This is a genomic window from Bailinhaonella thermotolerans (assembly GCF_003594875.1).
Classification (GTDB): domain Bacteria; phylum Actinomycetota; class Actinomycetes; order Streptosporangiales; family Streptosporangiaceae; genus Bailinhaonella; species Bailinhaonella thermotolerans.
The window spans coordinates 617,833-633,017 of record NZ_QZEY01000001.1; the positions used below are offsets into that span (position 1 = coordinate 617,833).

The 15,185-nt window shown below is 73.2% G+C and carries 18 protein-coding genes; 8 read left to right on the forward strand and 10 right to left on the reverse strand.

What is annotated here, in order from left to right; genetic code table 11:
* The first annotated feature begins 75 nt into the window (after positions 1 to 75).
* Positions 76 to 1,560 carry a pentapeptide repeat-containing protein gene (locus D5H75_RS03035; protein WP_147425046.1) on the forward strand — a complete coding sequence of 495 codons (1,485 nt, stop codon included), beginning with the start codon at positions 76 to 78 and terminating at the stop codon, positions 1,558 to 1,560.
* A 243-nt stretch (positions 1,561 to 1,803) separates the two neighbouring features.
* Positions 1,804 to 2,382 (forward strand): dihydrofolate reductase family protein, encoded by a 579-nt coding sequence (locus D5H75_RS03040; RefSeq protein WP_119924747.1) that lies wholly within the window; start codon positions 1,804 to 1,806, stop codon positions 2,380 to 2,382.
* Here the strand turns inward: D5H75_RS03040 and D5H75_RS03045 are convergent.
* Entirely contained in the window at positions 2,364 to 3,074 is a 711-nt protein-coding gene (locus tag D5H75_RS03045; protein WP_119924748.1) for a helix-turn-helix domain-containing protein, read from the reverse strand. The genes D5H75_RS03040 and D5H75_RS03045 overlap by 19 nt on opposite strands.
* Before the next feature lie 527 nt (positions 3,075 to 3,601).
* Here D5H75_RS03045 and D5H75_RS03050 point away from each other — a divergent pair.
* Positions 3,602 to 4,777 carry an MFS transporter gene (locus tag D5H75_RS03050; RefSeq protein ID WP_119924749.1) on the forward strand — a complete coding sequence of 392 codons (1,176 nt, stop codon included), beginning with the start codon at positions 3,602 to 3,604 and terminating at the stop codon, positions 4,775 to 4,777.
* A 110-nt stretch (positions 4,778 to 4,887) separates the two neighbouring features.
* On the opposite strand, the gene D5H75_RS03055 is transcribed toward D5H75_RS03050, so the two are convergent.
* From D5H75_RS03055 to D5H75_RS03060, 3 genes are all read right to left on the reverse strand, one after another.
* Positions 4,888 to 5,334 (reverse strand): hypothetical protein, encoded by a 447-nt coding sequence (locus D5H75_RS03055; RefSeq protein WP_147425047.1) that lies wholly within the window; start codon positions 5,332 to 5,334, stop codon positions 4,888 to 4,890.
* Between the two features lie 172 nt (positions 5,335 to 5,506).
* A complete protein-coding gene (locus tag D5H75_RS43940) occupies positions 5,507 to 5,629 on the reverse strand; it encodes a hypothetical protein (RefSeq protein ID WP_277949912.1) in 123 nt (40 codons plus the stop codon).
* A gap of 1 nt (position 5,630) precedes the next feature.
* Positions 5,631 to 6,593 carry a zinc-dependent alcohol dehydrogenase family protein gene (locus D5H75_RS03060; protein ID WP_119924751.1) on the reverse strand — a complete coding sequence of 321 codons (963 nt, stop codon included), beginning with the start codon at positions 6,591 to 6,593 and terminating at the stop codon, positions 5,631 to 5,633.
* A 181-nt stretch (positions 6,594 to 6,774) separates the two neighbouring features.
* Between D5H75_RS03060 and D5H75_RS03065 the strand changes: the two genes are divergently transcribed.
* Positions 6,775 to 7,539 carry a helix-turn-helix domain-containing protein gene (locus D5H75_RS03065; RefSeq protein ID WP_340137744.1) on the forward strand — a complete coding sequence of 255 codons (765 nt, stop codon included), beginning with the start codon at positions 6,775 to 6,777 and terminating at the stop codon, positions 7,537 to 7,539.
* 105 nt (positions 7,540 to 7,644) lie between these two features.
* Here the strand turns inward: D5H75_RS03065 and D5H75_RS41225 are convergent, their stop codons facing one another.
* The 3 genes from D5H75_RS41225 to D5H75_RS03075 form a co-directional block, all read right to left on the reverse strand.
* Positions 7,645 to 7,797 (reverse strand): hypothetical protein, encoded by a 153-nt coding sequence (locus D5H75_RS41225; RefSeq protein ID WP_202637769.1) that lies wholly within the window; start codon positions 7,795 to 7,797, stop codon positions 7,645 to 7,647.
* 37 nt (positions 7,798 to 7,834) lie between these two features.
* Positions 7,835 to 8,326 carry a hypothetical protein gene (locus D5H75_RS03070; protein ID WP_119924752.1) on the reverse strand — a complete coding sequence of 164 codons (492 nt, stop codon included), beginning with the start codon at positions 8,324 to 8,326 and terminating at the stop codon, positions 7,835 to 7,837.
* A gap of 428 nt (positions 8,327 to 8,754) precedes the next feature.
* On the reverse strand, positions 8,755 to 9,597 hold the full coding sequence (locus tag D5H75_RS03075) for an MBL fold metallo-hydrolase (RefSeq protein ID WP_202637770.1): 843 nt from the start codon (positions 9,595 to 9,597) through the stop codon (positions 8,755 to 8,757).
* An 88-nt stretch (positions 9,598 to 9,685) separates the two neighbouring features.
* On the opposite strand from D5H75_RS03075, the gene D5H75_RS03080 reads away from it, so the two are divergent.
* Complete coding sequence (locus D5H75_RS03080) at positions 9,686 to 10,291, forward strand: helix-turn-helix domain-containing protein (protein WP_119924754.1); 606 nt, start codon at positions 9,686 to 9,688, stop codon at positions 10,289 to 10,291.
* A 48-nt stretch (positions 10,292 to 10,339) separates the two neighbouring features.
* Here the strand turns inward: D5H75_RS03080 and D5H75_RS03085 are convergent, their stop codons facing one another.
* Complete coding sequence (locus D5H75_RS03085) at positions 10,340 to 11,347, reverse strand: hypothetical protein (protein WP_119924755.1); 1,008 nt, start codon at positions 11,345 to 11,347, stop codon at positions 10,340 to 10,342.
* 81 nt (positions 11,348 to 11,428) lie between these two features.
* Here D5H75_RS03085 and D5H75_RS03090 point away from each other — a divergent pair, with 81 nt between their 5' ends.
* The 3 genes from D5H75_RS03090 to D5H75_RS03100 all read left to right on the forward strand — a co-directional run bounded on the left by D5H75_RS03090 (position 11,429) and on the right by D5H75_RS03100 (position 13,615).
* Complete coding sequence (locus D5H75_RS03090; RefSeq protein WP_119924756.1) at positions 11,429 to 12,022, forward strand: TetR/AcrR family transcriptional regulator; 594 nt, start codon at positions 11,429 to 11,431, stop codon at positions 12,020 to 12,022.
* A gap of 199 nt (positions 12,023 to 12,221) precedes the next feature.
* The gene (locus D5H75_RS03095; RefSeq protein ID WP_119924757.1) at positions 12,222 to 12,626 is read left to right on the forward strand and encodes a hypothetical protein; all 405 of its coding nucleotides are present in this window, start codon (positions 12,222 to 12,224) and stop codon (positions 12,624 to 12,626) included.
* Between the two features lie 143 nt (positions 12,627 to 12,769).
* Positions 12,770 to 13,615 (forward strand): SAM-dependent methyltransferase, encoded by an 846-nt coding sequence (locus D5H75_RS03100; protein WP_119924758.1) that lies wholly within the window; start codon positions 12,770 to 12,772, stop codon positions 13,613 to 13,615.
* An 87-nt stretch (positions 13,616 to 13,702) separates the two neighbouring features.
* Here the strand turns inward: D5H75_RS03100 and D5H75_RS03105 are convergent, their stop codons facing one another.
* Both D5H75_RS03105 and D5H75_RS03110 read right to left on the reverse strand, forming a co-directional pair.
* The gene (locus D5H75_RS03105) at positions 13,703 to 14,632 is read right to left on the reverse strand and encodes a hypothetical protein (RefSeq protein WP_119924759.1); all 930 of its coding nucleotides are present in this window, start codon (positions 14,630 to 14,632) and stop codon (positions 13,703 to 13,705) included.
* 85 nt (positions 14,633 to 14,717) lie between these two features.
* Positions 14,718 to 15,182, reverse strand: a complete 465-nt coding sequence (locus D5H75_RS03110) for a DUF6292 family protein (protein WP_119924760.1) — start codon at positions 15,180 to 15,182, stop codon at positions 14,718 to 14,720.
* Positions 15,183 to 15,185: the final 3 nt, after the last annotated feature.

Here is a 15,185-nt window from a genome sequence, read left to right on the forward strand (position 1 = left end):
CCACCGGCGGGAGCCGTACGCGTTGGGACGGGCGATCCCTTCCGGGGAGATCGGTTTCGCGGTGGGATGGGCGGCATGGGACTGCGATGGATGCCGCGCGGGCGTGCGGGCGGTTCGGCGGAGGCGCCGGCGCCGGTGCGGGAGCCGCGCTCGGCGCTGTGGTGGATCGTCCCGGCCGCGGCCGGCATCGGCGGCGCGATCGCCGTGACCGCCTGGTGGCTGCTGGCGGCGCTGCCCCCGCTCCCCGGCGCGGTCCTGGCCTCCGCCCGGGTCGAGATCGTGCGCACCGCGCTCGCCGCGGGCACCGGGATCGGCGCGGCCATCGCCCTCATGCTCGCCTTCCGGCGGCAGCGCCACCAGGAGATCGCCGCCGCCCACACCACCCACGACGCCACCGAACGCCGCGTCACCGAGCTGTACACCAAGGCGGTCGAGCAGCTCGGCAACGCCAGAGCCCCGGTCCGCCTGGGCGGCCTGTACGCCCTGGAGCGCCTCGCGCAGGACAATCCGGCCCACCGGCAGACCATCGTCAACGTGATCTGCGCCTACCTGCGCATGCCGTACGCCCCGCCACGGGAGCCCGGCGCGCACGAGAGGATGCGGGCCGCCCAGCGCGCCGCGCGCGCCCGCCGCGCCGGCCGTCCCGCCGAGGCGGGCACCGACCCCCAGGAGGAGCGCCAGGTCCGGCTCGCCGCCCAGCGCATCCTCGCCGACCACCTCATCTTCCTTCCCGACCCCTACCTGCCCCCCGAGCACCGCCGCAGGCCGCCGGAGCGGTTGTGGCCCGACGTGCGCCTGGATCTGACCGGCGCCACCCTGCTCGACGCGGACTTCAGCGGCTGCCAGATCCACCACGGAGTCTTCACCGGGGCCCTCTTCACGGGCACGACCCGGTTCACCCGCGCCCGCCTCACCGGCGCGGCCCAGTTCACGGGGGCGCGCTTCACCGGCACCGCCGACTTCTCGGACGCCCACCTCCCCGGCAGCGCCGAGTTCGGACGGGCCGCGTTCACCGGCGACGCCAGGTTCGTGCAGGCCCGTCTCACCTTCGCCCGGTTCGACGAGGCCGAGTTCGCCGGGGAGGCCGACTTCACGCGGGCCGAGTTCATCCAGGAGGTCCGCTTCGACCGGGCCGTGTTCGCCGACCGCGCCGCCTTCGCCGGAGCGGCCTTCGACACCGTCACCTTCGCCGGAGCCCGCGTCGAGGGCGCGGCCGGCTTCGGCCCACCGGCCGGCGGCGGCTCGATCCCCGGGGCGGTCTTCCGGGGCGAGGTCAGCTTCGCGGAGGTGCGGGGGGCGGAGCGGGTGGAGCTGGAGGGGGCGCGCGCGGTCGGCGGGTGGCGCGGGTCGGGGTGGCCGCCGGGGTGGCGCGCGGAGCCCGGCCCGGACGGCGGCGAGGTGATCCGCCGCACCGGCCCGGACCCGGATGCGACCGGCCCCGAGCCGGATGCGACCGGCCCCGAGCCGGATGCGACCGGCCCCGAGCCGGATGCGGCCGGCCCGGACCCGCATGAGCAGGGGGCGCGGGCGCCGGAGGAGGAGACGGGCGCACGGCCGTGATGGCGCGGCGGCGCCTGCTTCGGGTTGAGGCGGCCCCGACCGGAATGGGGCGGACCCCGGCCCGTGATCGCCCTGGTCATGCCGGTACCGTCATCCGTGCCGTCGTCGTTTCCGTACAAGACGGCCGCGCCGGCCGCTCCGTAGCATGCCCACGGGCGCTCGGCCACCGTGCCGGCCCGGCGCCGTGACCCACCTGTCGAACCACCCGGCGGTCTGGCCGCCGGGCCATGAGGAGAAGAACACATGCGCGACCTGGTCTACACCGGATTCGTGTCCCTTGACGGTGTCGTGGACTCGCCGGGCGGCGGGCCGGGTGAGGAGCATCGCAGCGGCGGCTGGGTGGTCAAGGACATCGAGTTCCTGCCCGAGGCCTTCTCGCTCAAGGGCGAGGAGCTCCAGGACACCACGGCCCTGCTGTTCGGCCGCCGGAGCTATGAGGCGTTCGCGCCGATCTGGCGGGACTCCGAGGACCACGCCGCCTACAAGGAGCTGCCCAAGTACGTCGTCTCGACCACGCTGTCCGAGGACGCCCTCGTCGAGGGCTGGGGGCCGACGACGATCCTGCGGTCCACCGAGGACGTCGCCGAGCTCAAGAGGAGCGAGGGCGGCGCGATCTTCATCCACGGCAGCGCGGAACTCGCCCGGCGGCTGTCGGACGCGGACCTGATCGACCGCTACCACCTGCTCCTCTTCCCCGTGCTGCTGGGAGCCGGGAAGAGCCTGTTCAGCAGGGCCGACATGGACAAGCGGATGCTGGCCCTGCGGGAATCCGCCGCCTACCCCAACGGGATCGTGAAGCTGATCTACGACGTCGTCCGCTGACCCAGGTCCAGGGCGATCGCACCGCCTGTGCCCGCGCGCAGTTGCCGCGCCGTACGGCCGACGTAGCGGCGCAGCGCGCGGGCCAGGTGCGGCTCGTCGAAATACCGGAGCCGGGAGACGACATCGGCGACCGGGAGACCGGCGGCCAGGAGCACCGCGGCCTCGCGCGCGCGTTCGATCTGCCGGACGGCGCCCTGGGTCAGCCCCGTCGCGGCCCGGAAGCGGCGTTCGACGGTGCGCCCCGAGACCGCTGGACGGTGACCCCGGCGAACCTCGGCGACGAGCGGGTCGCGGATCACGGCTCCGGCGCGGACCAGACGGGCGACCAGGGCCTCCGCGTCGTCGGGGCCGGGGAACTCGCAGCGGACGCCGTCCAGCTCAAAGGTCCCGCGGGTGGCTCCGGGGAGCCGGACGCCCCCGTCGACCAGCGCCGTCACGGGGATGGCCCGCAGCGACGTGCCCACGGCGAACTCGATGCCGACGAAGGTCGCGCCCTCCGGCACCGGCGCGGTGCCCGCCCCGGTCTCGGGGCCGGTGACGCCCGCGTGCGCCCTGCCCTCGTGTTCCCAGAAGACCAGGCCCCAGCGCGCGCCCGCGACGGAGGTCATCTCCGCGACCCGCTCGCTCGTACAGCTCCACACGGTGTCGGCCCACGGCGAGTCGGACTCGCGCGTCTCGAACCGCAGTCCCACCCGGGCAGGATACGCCCGGCGCCACGCGCCGCCGGCGATCGCGCCCAGTTGAAAAGCGCCGTGAGCTCAGGCGCACCGGGTAATCGTCCTTCCGCTCGGAGGGCGGACACGATCACGGGCACCCCGCGCCGGTGACCGAGGGGGTGGGCCTGCTCGCCGGGACCGGTCGGCAGCTCACCATGCGCGGCCCGGTGTGCCTGCCCCTCACGCTCGCCCTCGAAGGACTGCCGTCCACCCCTCACCGGCGGGAACGTCCTCGGCTTCTCCCATCTCATCCTTCTGGGCGCGGTCATCGGCCACGTGCTCTGGTTCCGGGGCATCGAGAGGTCGCCGGGGCGGTGGAGGCGACCGGCGTCGCCCCTGCCCATTCATCCCCGGCCGGTCCAGCGATGGCGGCGGCCGTACGAGCGGTGACGGCGCACGGGCCAGGGTGACGACGGTGGCGTCCGAAACGTGCCGGTGCCCGCCGCTCCCCGGCTGCTTGGCTGGACGCCCACACGCCACGCACACCTGTCTGAACGGGGATCATGTCCACCACCACGCTCGTACGGCCCCGCCCGCCCCTCCGCGGCCGGCTCTCGATCGCCTCGCTCACGCTGGGCATCTTCGCCATCGTCACCAGCGAGATCCTGCCCATCGGCCTGTTGCCCGCCATCGGCGCCGACTTCGGCGTCTCCGACGGCATCACGGGGCTGGCCATGGCCCTGCCCGGCGTCGTCGCCGCGGTCGCCGCCCCCGCCGTCACGCTGACCACCGCGCGCCTGGACCGCCGCGTGATGCTGTGCGTCCTCATGGCGGTGCTCGCCGTGGCCGACGTGCTGGCGGCCGCGGCCACGTCCTACTGGGTCCTGCTGGTCTCCCGGGTGCTCGTCGGCCTCACCATCGGCGGCTTCTGGTCGATCGGGGCCGGGCTGGCCGGCCGCCTGGTGCCGCCGCGCGCCGTCGGCGCCGCCACCGCCGTGATCTTCTCCGCCGTGCCGCTGGGTTCCGTGCTCGGCGTGCCGGCCGGCACCTTCATCGGCGACCTCGCCGGCTGGCGGACCGCCTTCCTGGTCCTGGCCGTGCTGGCCATCGCGGTCCTGGCCGCCCTGCTGATGCTGCTGCCGCCGCTGCCCGCCCACCAGGTCACCAGCCCTCGCGCCCTGCTCGGCGTGCTGCGCACCCGGGGCGCCGCCATCGCCCTGCTGTCGACCTTCCTCATCGTCGTGGCCCATTTCGGCACCTACACCTACGCCACGCCCTTCCTCCAGAACGTCACCGGCCTGCCTCCCGCGGCGGTCAGCGCCGTCCTGCTGGCGTACGGCATCGCCGGCGTCATCGGCAACTTCCTGGCGGGCAGGGCGGCCGCCACCCGCCTGCGCGCCGCCTTCGCGACCTCGGGCTGCCTGATCGCGGCCGCCACCCTGCTGCTGCCCTCGATCGGCGGCACGGCCGGCGGAGCCGTGGTGCTGCTCATGGTCTGGGGCCTGGCCTACGGGGCCGTGCCCGTCTGCTCGCAGGCGTCGTTCGGCACCGCCGCCCCCCACGCGCCCGAGGCCACCACGGTCGTCTTCACCTCCTCCTTCCAGGCGACCTTCGCGCTCGGCGCCTTCCTCGGCGGCCGCGTCGTGGACGCCTTCTCGGTCTCCACCGTCATGATCTGCGGCGGCCTGACCGCCCTCCTCATGGCCGCATCCCTGTGGTCCCTCACCAAGCCCCGCTGAACGGGCCACCGGTGGAGCCGCCGCATGCCGTGCGGGAGGCAGGGAGTCCCGCCCCCCGCACGATCGGTCAGGCCGCGGTCGGCGGCCGGCTCGCGGTGGTCATGCGCTGATCAGTTGGACCAATAGGCCCGGTGCGCGCTATCGGCGCCGACGGAGTTGAAGTACAACGTCCCGGTGGCGATGAGCGAGTCGTTGTCGTGCTCCTGGCTGGGCATGAAGCAGCCCAGCTGCTGCCCGGCGGTGACGGTCTTGGAGGTGCAGGCGCCCAGGGTGGTGAGGTAGCCGTGCGAGAGGGTCGTCTCCCCGCGGACCCAGATCGAGGTGTTGGACTTGTTCAGCACGACCAGGACGGCCTGGGCGTGGGTGGAGTTACGGACGATGCACACCTGGAAGTGGACGTTGTCCGATCCTCTGTGCGTCTTGGACTTGCCGCAGTGCCAGTTGCCGTTGGGGGTGAAGGTCTGCCATCCGGAGGCCGCCGACGCGGGGGCGGCCATGCCGAACCAGGATGTGAGCAGCAGGACAAGGGCAGCGAGAGCGCTCCCTGCGTGCTTCATGGATCACGACTCCTCTTAATCGAAAACCTGAGCCACTCAGGATCGCGATCAAGGTAACCGTCTCGAAGGTATTACGGTCAAGACCTAAATTGCCGAAATCCACCATCGGCCGCCACATCACGAGCCGCTCCCGAGCCCGGGAACCCCGGCAGCGGACCTCGGCTCTCCCTCGTCAGCGCCGGCCGTCGGCGGACGCAGGTGTGCCCAGCCGGTCGCCGCGCGTCACGGCGGCCTCGGCCGGGGCGGCGGCCCGCCGTACCCGCTCGGGGTGCTCGATCGGTTTCCCGCCGCCCATCTCAGGTGGTGGTGATCACCACCTTGCCGAAGGCGCCGCGTTCGAGGTGGGCGAGGGCGGCGGGGAGGTCGTCCAGGGCGTACTCGGCCGCGATCACCGGGCGCAGGGGGATGCGGTCGGCCGCGCGCACGAGATCCTCCAGCGCCCGCCGGTGACCGACCTGCAGGCCGTCGATGCGCAGCTTCTTGCGGGCCAGGTGGGCGACATGGCCGGAGATCTCGTACCCCTCCAGGATGCCGATGAGTGAGATGTGGCCGCCGACCGCCGCCGCCTCGATCGAGCGGGCGAGGTGGTGCGCGCCGACGGTCTCCAGGATGTGGTCGGCTCCGTGGTCGTGGGTGACGTCGTAGACGGCCTCGACCCAGTCCCGGGTCCTCCTGTTGACCAGATGGGCCGCGCCCAGGCCCCTGGCCCGCGCGAGTTTCGCGTCGTCGCCGGAGACCACGATGACCTCGGCGCCGTGCGCCCTGGCGATCTGCAGGCCGAACAGGGCGACCCCGCCCGTGCCCAGCACGACCACCGTCTGGCCCGCACGCACCCGGCCCTGGTCCACCAGGGCGGTCCAGGCCGACAGACCGGCCATCGGCAGCGTGCTCGCCTCGGCATCGCTGAGCCCGGCCGGCGCCCGTACGGCCCACTCCTGGTCGAGGACGACATACTCGGACAACACCCCGGGAAAGTGACCGCTCCCGAGCGCCTCCGGACCACCCATCCGGGCATCGCCCGGGCCAGGCCCGTCGACCCAGCCGGGCAGGCAGGCGGAGATGACGCGATCGCCGGGCACGAACGGCCCGTCGTCGGGGAAGATCATGGTCAGGCCCTCGTCGATGGCGAGCCTGTCGCGGTAGTTGAGCGCGACCGACGTCACCTTGACCAGGATCTCGCCCGGCGCGGGATCCGGGATGGGGACCTCGGCGAGTTCCAGGTTGGCGCGGCCGGTCGTCTTCATCGTCCATTGCTTCATGGCGTTCAGGTTCGCCCTCGTCCGCGGCCGCTGCCACACCCTGGCCCGGCCGGTCGGCGCCTGCCTGGCACAGCCAGGGTCAGGCAGCCGGGCCGCTCAGGCGGCACCATGGAGGACATGGCGGACACCACCACACTCGGAGAGTTCCTGCGCCTGCGGCGCGGCAGGCAAACCACAGGACGTGGGCATCGCCTCGTACGGCGAGCGCCGGGTGCCGGGGCTGCGCCGCGAGGAACTGGCCCAGCTCGCGGGTGTGAGCGTCACCTACTACACGCGCCTGGAGCAGGGGCAGAGCCACCAGGCGTCGGAGTCGGTCATCGAGGCGCTGGCCCGCGCGCTGGAACTGAGCGAGGACGAGCGGACGTACCTGCACAATCTCGCCCGGCCCAGGACGGCCCGCCCGCGCGCCGTCGCGCCCGCGACCGTGCGAGAGGCCACCCGCCGGCTCATCGGCTCCCTGGACCGGCCCGCCGTCGTGACCGGGCCGCGCACCGAGGTGCTGGCGTGGAACCCGCCCGGGCACCGGCTCCTGGCGGGTCACCTCGACCGGGACGCGCCCGACCACGCCGAGCGGCGCCCCAACCTGACCAGGATGCTCTTCCTGGATCCGCACCACCGTGATCTCTACCCGCGCTGGGACACCTCGGCGTCGTGCGCCGTCGCCTCGCTGAGACTCACCGTGAGCCGGTATCCCGACGACCCCGCCCTGACCGCGCTGATCGGCGAGCTGGCGATGAAGAGCGAGGAGTTCGCCGGGCTGTGGTCGGCGCACCCGGTCGCCGCACACGCCTCCGGCCCCCGTCACCTGCGGCATCCCGAGATCGGCGCACTCGATCTGGACCTGGAGACACTGCTGCTGGCCGACGAGCCCGACCATCGCCTGCTCATCTACAGCGCCCCCGAGGGGAGCCCGGCCCAGGCCGCACTGCGCCTGCTCTCGTACTGAACGAGGACGAGGTCCCGCGCCGTTCACGGCTGGCGACAGGGGTCCCTCTGAGCCGCGCCGCGGGCGACCCGCTGAAGCCGCTGCCCGGTGAGGGCCGTGGCCGCCTCAGCCGATGCCGAACCGGGCCGGATCGACCGGCCGGCGCGCCTTGGGCGGCTTTTCGACCACCAGCCGGCACGACTCGGTGACCAGAAATGGGCGGGCGGCGCCGCCGCGCGCCGTCGCCTCGGCCGGCGGCCTGCACGCGGCGCGCGACATCGTCCTCCGCACGATCGCCCCGGAAGCCCGCGCGGCCTCAGCGAACGGCCTTGGTCGGGCTCGGGCTGGGGGTCGGATTGGCGGGCCGCATCTGGGTGCAGGGCCGTCCCATGCTGGTCGGCTGCCCGCCCTTCGGATCGTGGAGCAGGAGTTCCGCGCAGATCTTCGTGCCCGCCGGGACGTTGAGCGGCACCTTGAAGATGAGTTGCTTGCCCGCGTAGGTGTGGTCGCTGGTCCGCTTCTTCTGCTCACGCCCGTCGGCCGTGTATTCGATGGCGTAGTGGTAGGTGCCGTCGGGCGCCTGGCAGTCGCCTTCCCTCTTCAGATGGGACAGGTACAGCGTGCCGGCCTTTGCGGCCGCGCCCGCGCACTTGTCGATGACGGACGAGACATCCGCCGAGGCCGGCGCGGGCGCGGCCACCGCGAGCCCGGCCACGACGGCCCCGCCGACGAGCGCACGCGCCAGAACGCGCCCCCGGGCGGGTGCCGCGGAGTGATGGACGAGAAGGGAACGAGTCGAGTGGAACATGATCGACCTCCGATCCAACTAGTACCCATACGAGCACTTAGAGTGATATTCCCTGATAAAAGCCCAAAACTCCCTCACGGAACCGGCGGCCACGCGAGAGGGAACACCGCCGTCATGACCGCCTCCACGGGCGGACGAGGGCGCAGCTTGACCTGAGGGGCCACCCGCGCCGGAACCGCGTGTGCCGCCGTGTCGTCTGCGGGCACGGGTCGGTTCTGCAAGGCTGGGGGCCGTACGGTGGCTCCTTCGCCTACCTGGTGCTGTGGCCGCCTGGCACTGAGCCGCCCGCCGGTGCCGGCGCCTGACGGCGAGCCCCAGGCGGGCTCGCCGGGCGTACGCACACGTCCGCACTCCGCCCGTGCCGGCCTCAGGTGGCGGGCGGCGCACCTGGGCGCCATCGCGGGCGGGGGCTGGAGCCGGCGGGTCGGTCAGCCGATCGGTGGGGCGAGGTATTCCAGGGCGTAGCCTTCGCCGGAGGGGGTCACACGGGCGATGCCGGGTGAGTCGAGGTGGGCGCCGGCCACGAAGTGATGTGGCCGGGTCAGCCGCCGGAGGAGGGCCGCGCGGGCGGCGCGGGCCTGGGACTGGTCGCCGTCGAGTTCCCAGGACACGCTGGGCTGATCGAACTGGAGCGTGGGAACGTGCACGGTGTCGCCCCAGACGAGGAGGTGGCCGGCGCCGCCGCTGATGTCGTAGACGGTGTGACCCGGTGTGTGGCCCGGCGTCGGGATCGCGGTGGCCCAGTCGTTGATCGCGACCTCCTCCGACACGGGCACGACCCGGTCGCGGAGCGGCTCGAGCCGCCCGGTGAACACCGAGGTGTCGCCCGCGCCGATCCACACGCGCTCGAGCCCGGGGAACGCCTCGGAGCCGTCCGGGGCGATCAGGCCGCTCACGTGGTCTTCGTGCCTGTGGGTGATGGCCACATCGGTGATCTGCGCGCGGTCGACTCCCGCTTCGTCGAGCGCGTCGTAGATCAATCCCATGGTGGGGTCGTGCCAGACGTTGGACGCGCCGGTGTCGATGAGGACCGACCGCGCGCCATCGGTGACGAAGAAGGCGTTGACCGACAGCCGCAGATTGTCTCCGGCCAGCGGGACGACGGGCGGCAACTCGTCGAGCGGGCGCCCGTCCTCGTCGCGCAGGCGTGTCGGCGGCATGTCGATGTATCCGTCTCGCAGCGAGACCACCCGCAGATCGCCGAATTCGAACGTGGCGTGGTGCTCGCCACTTGAGATCAAACGCATTGGAGCCTCCGTCACATCGGACACGGCGGGCGTGTCTCCTATAGGAGAAGAATTCTTCTATAGGAGAGACCATACACTATGGCAGCGAGATTCCCAGCGATCGAGGAGTACGGTGCTCGAGCAAGACGCAAGCGCGGGCGAACCCCCGCACGGGGACGACCTGGCCGGCGCGTTCGGCGGCAACGTCCGGCGGCGCCGCGAGGAGGCGGGGCTGACGCTGGAGCAGTTGTCCGCGCGGTCGCAGGTCAGCCGGGCGATGCTGTCCAAGGTCGAACGCGGCGAGAAGAGCCCGACCATCGGCGTCGCGTCCAGGATCGCCCACGCGCTCGACGCGTCGCTCTCGGACCTCATCGGCGCGCCGGCCGCCGCCTCTGGCGTGGCCGTGGTCATGCGCAAGAACGAGCGGCCCGTCTTCCGTGACCCGGAGACCGGCTTCGAGCGCCACATGGTGTCGGCGGTCCCGGGAGCGGGAGGTGGCGAGATGATCGTCCACTACCTTCCCGCGCGGGTCTCCACCGGGCTGCTGCCCGCCTATCCCCCGGGCACCGAGAAACAACTGCTGGTGCTCCAAGGCACCCTCACCGTCGCCGTCGGCGGGATCAACGAGACCCTGAACCCAGGCGACTCCCTGTTCCTCCAGGCCGACGCGGACCACGGCTTCGCCAACCGGACCGACGCCCCCTGCGAATACATCATGGTCATCTCGCGCAGAACCTGATCGGCCGCCGCGGGGCAGCGGGCTCTCCCGCCCATCCGAGGGTCCCCGTCACCGGGGGCTGAAGCCTTTGGCGTGAATGCCGATCAGGAGGATTATCGTCGCGGCCAGGAGGGCGACCAGTCCCGCCCGGTCGCCGGGCGTGCCGTAGCCGTGCAGGGCCGCCTGGACCAAGCCGATCGCGGGTGGCACGGGCAGCAGTCCGCCGGCCAGGGCGAAACGGTGCCGGTCGCTCCAGTGGCCGGCCCGACGCGACGCGGCCAGAGCGACGATCGCGATCACGACCGCGGCGGCGACGGATACGGGTTCGGGCAGCGGGCGGGGATCGAACGCGATGGGGACCATCAGCGCCAGGAGGAACGCCGACCCGGCGGCGGCGCTCGCGAGGGAGATCACCCAGGGGGCGGCGGGCCCCGCCGTACCGCTGATCCCGGATCCGCCGCCCGGCGGGAGAGGGCGCCGCCTGCCGCGCGACGGGAAGCGCACGGCGATGAGACAGAGCACCCCGACGGCGAGCGCGACGCCCAGGGACCGTGCCACCGGCGTGGGGTGGCCCGGTGCGATGCGGACGCGGACCAGGACGGCCACGAGGGTCAGGCCCGCCAGGAGGACCGCGGCCATCACCGCCAGGCCGGTCCGGCCCAGCAGCGGCCGTGATCGGCTGCCGGGGAAGAGCAGGTCGCACAGCAGGATCGGCAGGGTGATGCTCCAGATCGCGTGGTAGACGAGCACCGCCAGCGTGAAGGTGACGTGGGCGCCGAGCACGCGCCCGCCGGCGGCTCCCCAGCTCGCGGCTTCCACCGCCTGCGGATGGAAGATCGCCTGGACCACCAGCCCCTCTTCCAGGAGGGCGAAGGCGAGGCCGAGGAGCAGGACGACCGGCAGCCCACGGTCCCGGCGTACGGAGATCTCGCGGATGAGGACGGCGGCGCCGCCGTACATGGGGATGAAGAACACCAGCCCGGCGAGGCCCGTCAGGGGCGTCGAGCCGGACAGCACCTCGGCCACCAGCGGTGAGAGCAGGAACAGGGCGGCGACAGGCGCGCGATTGCCACTCATGGGAGCCCTTCGCGGTACGATCGGCTTGCGAACGAGCCCCAACCCTATGGCAAGCCGATCGGATTGCGAAAGGCCGGACGAGTGCCCAAGATCGTGGATGCCGACGAACGGCGGCGTGAGATCGCCGAGGCCCTGTGGCGTCTGGCCATGCGTCAGGGGCTGGAGGCGGCGAGCCTGTCCGCGGTGGCGGCCGAGGCGGGCGTCTCCAAGGGCAGGCTGCAGCACTACTTCGCCAGCCGGGAGGAGATGCTGCTCTTCGCGGTCGGCTACGCCAACGAGCGGCTGGACGAGCGCGTGCGCCGGCGACTTGCGGAACAGACCGATCCCCGGCCGATGGCCGCGGTGCGCGCGCTCGTTCTGGCGCTCCTGCCGGTGGACGAGGAGAGCCGCACCGGAGCCCTGGTCAACGTGGCGTTCTTCATCCGCGCCCTGGCCACGCCCGCGTTGTCCGACACGTTCCGGCGGGGCTCCGCCGAGTTGCTCAGGAAGATCAGCGGGTATCTGCGCGAAGCCCGCGAGTCCGGGGAGTTCGCCGCCGGGCTCGACGTGGAGCAGGAGGCGAAGGTCCTGCTGGCGCTGGCAGGCGGGCTCAGCTCGGGCATGCTCATGGGAGGCACCTCGGCGGAAGAGGCGACCGCCACGCTGGACCACCACCTGGCCCGATTGCGGCCTTGACCCCCGCCCGCGCCGGCCTCCACGAGCCGCTGCTCAAGCGTTCGCCCCGCGGACAGAGATCGACGTCCCCCGGGCGGCCATCGGCCTGCGCGAGCCACGACTTTCGAGCCCAGGCGAATGTCGTGGCGCCGAGCGACGAACCACCCGCCAATCACTAAGGACACCGAACGGAGTCGGCGACCCAGCGGGAGGAATCAGCGTGCGCACTATCCGGATCGCGGCCGTCGTCACGCTCGCGGCCCCAGCGCTCATGATCGGCATCGCGCCGCCGGCGATGGCGGCGAACTCGGCGTGCACGATCGCCTTCTTCACGACGACCTGCACGACCAGGACGGTGCCCGCCAACACCTCCAGCCGGGACATCTGGATGGAGGTCCAGAACTGCAAGGGCTGGGCCGGCGGCTCGACGCTGCACTTCAAGCTCCAGGACGTGGGCACCGGGTCCTACTTCTGGCACGGCTCCCTGGCCTACGGCCACCGCAAGTGGATCCGCGTGACGGGGCTCTACGGCAGCTACAAGCTGCGACTCGACGGAGAGCCGGGGAGTTACGGCAACCTCGTCAACTCGGCGTCGGGCTGGTGGGAGCACACGACCACCTGCTGAAGGGACCCGTCCCGCGGCAGGCCGCCTGAGAGCGTGCCGCGCGGCGGGCCCCGAGAGCCGAGGGGCGGGGACTCCCTGCCGGCGCGGGGCGGGGGCGGGGGTTCATGGCTGAGGGATGTCCGGCGGGGCTATGATCAACGATCATGAACTTGGCGGATGGCGGCCGGGGCCGGGAGGGCGCGGAGCCCGGTTCCGCGCGGGAGTCGGCGCAGGCGCGGATCGACGTGGACATCCCGAGCCCGGCGCGGGTCTACGACTACTGGCTCGGCGGCAAGGACAACTACGCGTCCGACCGGGCGGTCAGCGAGCACATCCTCGCCGTCGCGCCCGAGCTGCCCGCGCTGGCGCGCGCCAACCGGGCCTTCCTCGGCCGGGCCGTACGGCATCTGGCGGGCGAGGCCGGGGTGCGGCAGTTCCTCGACGTGGGCACCGGCCTGCCGACCGCCGAGAACACCCACCAGGTCGCGCAGTCGGTCGCGCCGGACAGCCGGGTGGTCTACGCCGACAACGACCCCATCGTGCTCGCCCACGCCCGCGCCCTGCTCGTCGGCAGCGACCCGGCGCTGACCAGCTACGCCGACGCCGACCTGCGCGACCCGGCGGCGGTGCTCGCCGCCGCCGCGGACACCCTCGACCTGTCCGCGCCGGTGGCCGTGATCCTGCTCGGGGTGCTGGAGTTCGTGCCCGACACCGGCGAGGCCACCGAGATCGTGCGGCGGCTGATGGCGGCGGTGCCCTCCGGCAGCCACCTCGTCATCTCGCACGGGCTGCGGGGGCCGCGCATGGACGCGGCCATCCGCCCGTGGAACGAGAGCGGGGCCACCCCGATCGTCAACCGTTCCCGCGAGGAGATCCTGGGCTTCTTCGACGGGCTCGACCTGCTCGACCCCGGCCTCGTGCCGCTCACCCGCTGGCGGCCCGGCCCGGACGGCCCCGCCGGCGATCTCGACGAGAGCCTCTACGTCGCCGCTGTCGGCCGCAAGCCCTGACCTCGCTGTCGGCCGCAAGCCCTGATCTCCTCCCGGCGCGTGGCCGCGGGGCGGAGGTCCCGCGGCCACGGCCGTCTCCTCGATGACTCAGCCGCCGGAGCTCAGGGCGGCGTGCAGGCGGCCGTAGGTCGGGGCCAGGCGGCGCAGGCCGGCGGCGAGCGCGGCGTCGTCGCCGGACACCAGGGGCCCCTGCAGGCCGCCGACGATGCGGGCCTGCTCGGTGGCGACCGCCGCGCCCGCGCCGAGGCCGAGGGAGGACAGGCAGGCCGCGAGGTCGCTCAGGCGGCGGGCGCCCACGCGGACCGCGAACGCCTTCCACAGCTCCCTGATCTCGGGGTCCAGCCCCTCCTCCACCATCTGGGCCGTGCGCTCGGCGGCCTCGGCCTGCCCCAGCGTGCCGGGGGGCACGGGCACGTCCGTACGGCCGGCCAGCCAGGCCAGCCCGGCGGGCAGGGATCGCCGCAACGCCTCCTCGGCGCCGACCCGCGCGCGCCGGGTGAACGAGTGCCGCATCCGGTACGGCCGGTCCAGGTAGGCGACCAGTTCCCCGCGCCAGGCCGCGGCGAAGGCGCCGACCGGCATCGTGGCGTACGGGTATCCCTGCGGGTCGTGCACGAGCACGGTGTCCTCGCCCACTTCCAGCACGACCAGGTAGTGGTCGGCGCCTACCGCCGTGCCCGACCCCGGCTGGTACGTCAGCAGGCCCAGCTCCAGCGGCCCGGCCAGCACCGGCCCGTCCTGGCAGGCCCGGCGCAGCCGCTCGATCGCCGCCTCGGCCGTCCCGCCGTCCACGCGCTCGCACTCCCAGCCGAGCAGGCCGATCGCCGCGTCGAGCCCGATCTCGGGATCCCAGGCGAAGGAGTCGAACAGCGGCAGGCGCCCGCCGATCAGTTGCATGCCGTACGGCGAGCCCGTCAGCACCTCGATCACCGCGGGCGGCGGCGCCTCATCCCCCAGCATCATCGCCAGCGAGTTCGCGTAACAGTACGGCCCAGAGCCCACATAAGTGACAGACATCCCCGAAGTGTAAAGTCCGGCGGCCCGTCCTTCGCGATCACCGGTCCGTCCTCGGCAGGGCGGGAGCCCAGGTTCGCGTGCCGTCTCAGGCGTACGGCGCGAGGGCGGCTTCGAGGGCCGGGTCGTCGTCGGCGGCGCGGCGGAGGCGGGGGCCCTCGCCGGGACGCAGCCGGAGGTCCTCGCCCAGGGCCCGCCTGACCACCTCGGCGACCTGGGAGGGTTCGGGAACCAGGCCGAGGCCGAGGTCGTGGTAGTCGATCCTGAAGGGCCGGAACCTGCCGGGCAGGACCTCCTGCAGGGTCCAGCCGCGCTCCTCGTCCCATCCGAGGCGGAGGGCCTCGGCGTCGGCGAAGTTGATGTTCTCCGTGCCGAAGCCCCCGTCGAAATGGATCACCAGGACCCGCCGGGGCCCGCCCGGCCGGTCGTCGGGGACCGCGCCGCCGTTCTCGAGGCCGAGTTCCGCGAGCGCGGCGGCGACGGCCTGGACGTAGCCGCGCGGATCGGCGCGGTGGACGTGGCCGCGCGGGTCTGTGCGGTCCGGTGTGCCCATGGT

Bases quoted from the DNA above. Each gene is read 5' to 3' on its own strand.
- D5H75_RS03035 (WP_147425046.1), top strand. From the start codon at position 76: ATGGGACTGCGATGGATGCCGCGCGGGCGTGCGGGCGGTTCGGCGGAG.
- D5H75_RS03040 (WP_119924747.1), top strand. From the start codon at position 1,804: ATGCGCGACCTGGTCTACACCGGATTCGTGTCCCTTGACGGTGTCGTG.
- D5H75_RS03050 (WP_119924749.1), top strand. From the start codon at position 3,602: ATGTCCACCACCACGCTCGTACGGCCCCGCCCGCCCCTCCGCGGCCGG.
- D5H75_RS03055 (WP_147425047.1), bottom strand. From the start codon at position 5,334: ATGAAGCACGCAGGGAGCGCTCTCGCTGCCCTTGTCCTGCTGCTCACA.
- D5H75_RS43940 (WP_277949912.1), bottom strand. From the start codon at position 5,629: ATGGGCGGCGGGAAACCGATCGAGCACCCCGAGCGGGTACGGCGGGCC.
- D5H75_RS03060 (WP_119924751.1), bottom strand. From the start codon at position 6,593: ATGAAGCAATGGACGATGAAGACGACCGGCCGCGCCAACCTGGAACTC.
- D5H75_RS41225 (WP_202637769.1), bottom strand. From the start codon at position 7,797: ATGTCGCGCGCCGCGTGCAGGCCGCCGGCCGAGGCGACGGCGCGCGGC.
- D5H75_RS03070 (WP_119924752.1), bottom strand. From the start codon at position 8,326: ATGTTCCACTCGACTCGTTCCCTTCTCGTCCATCACTCCGCGGCACCC.
- D5H75_RS03085 (WP_119924755.1), bottom strand. From the start codon at position 11,347: ATGAGTGGCAATCGCGCGCCTGTCGCCGCCCTGTTCCTGCTCTCACCG.
- D5H75_RS03100 (WP_119924758.1), top strand. From the start codon at position 12,770: ATGAACTTGGCGGATGGCGGCCGGGGCCGGGAGGGCGCGGAGCCCGGT.
- D5H75_RS03105 (WP_119924759.1), bottom strand. From the start codon at position 14,632: ATGTCTGTCACTTATGTGGGCTCTGGGCCGTACTGTTACGCGAACTCG.
- D5H75_RS03110 (WP_119924760.1), bottom strand. From the start codon at position 15,182: ATGGGCACACCGGACCGCACAGACCCGCGCGGCCACGTCCACCGCGCC.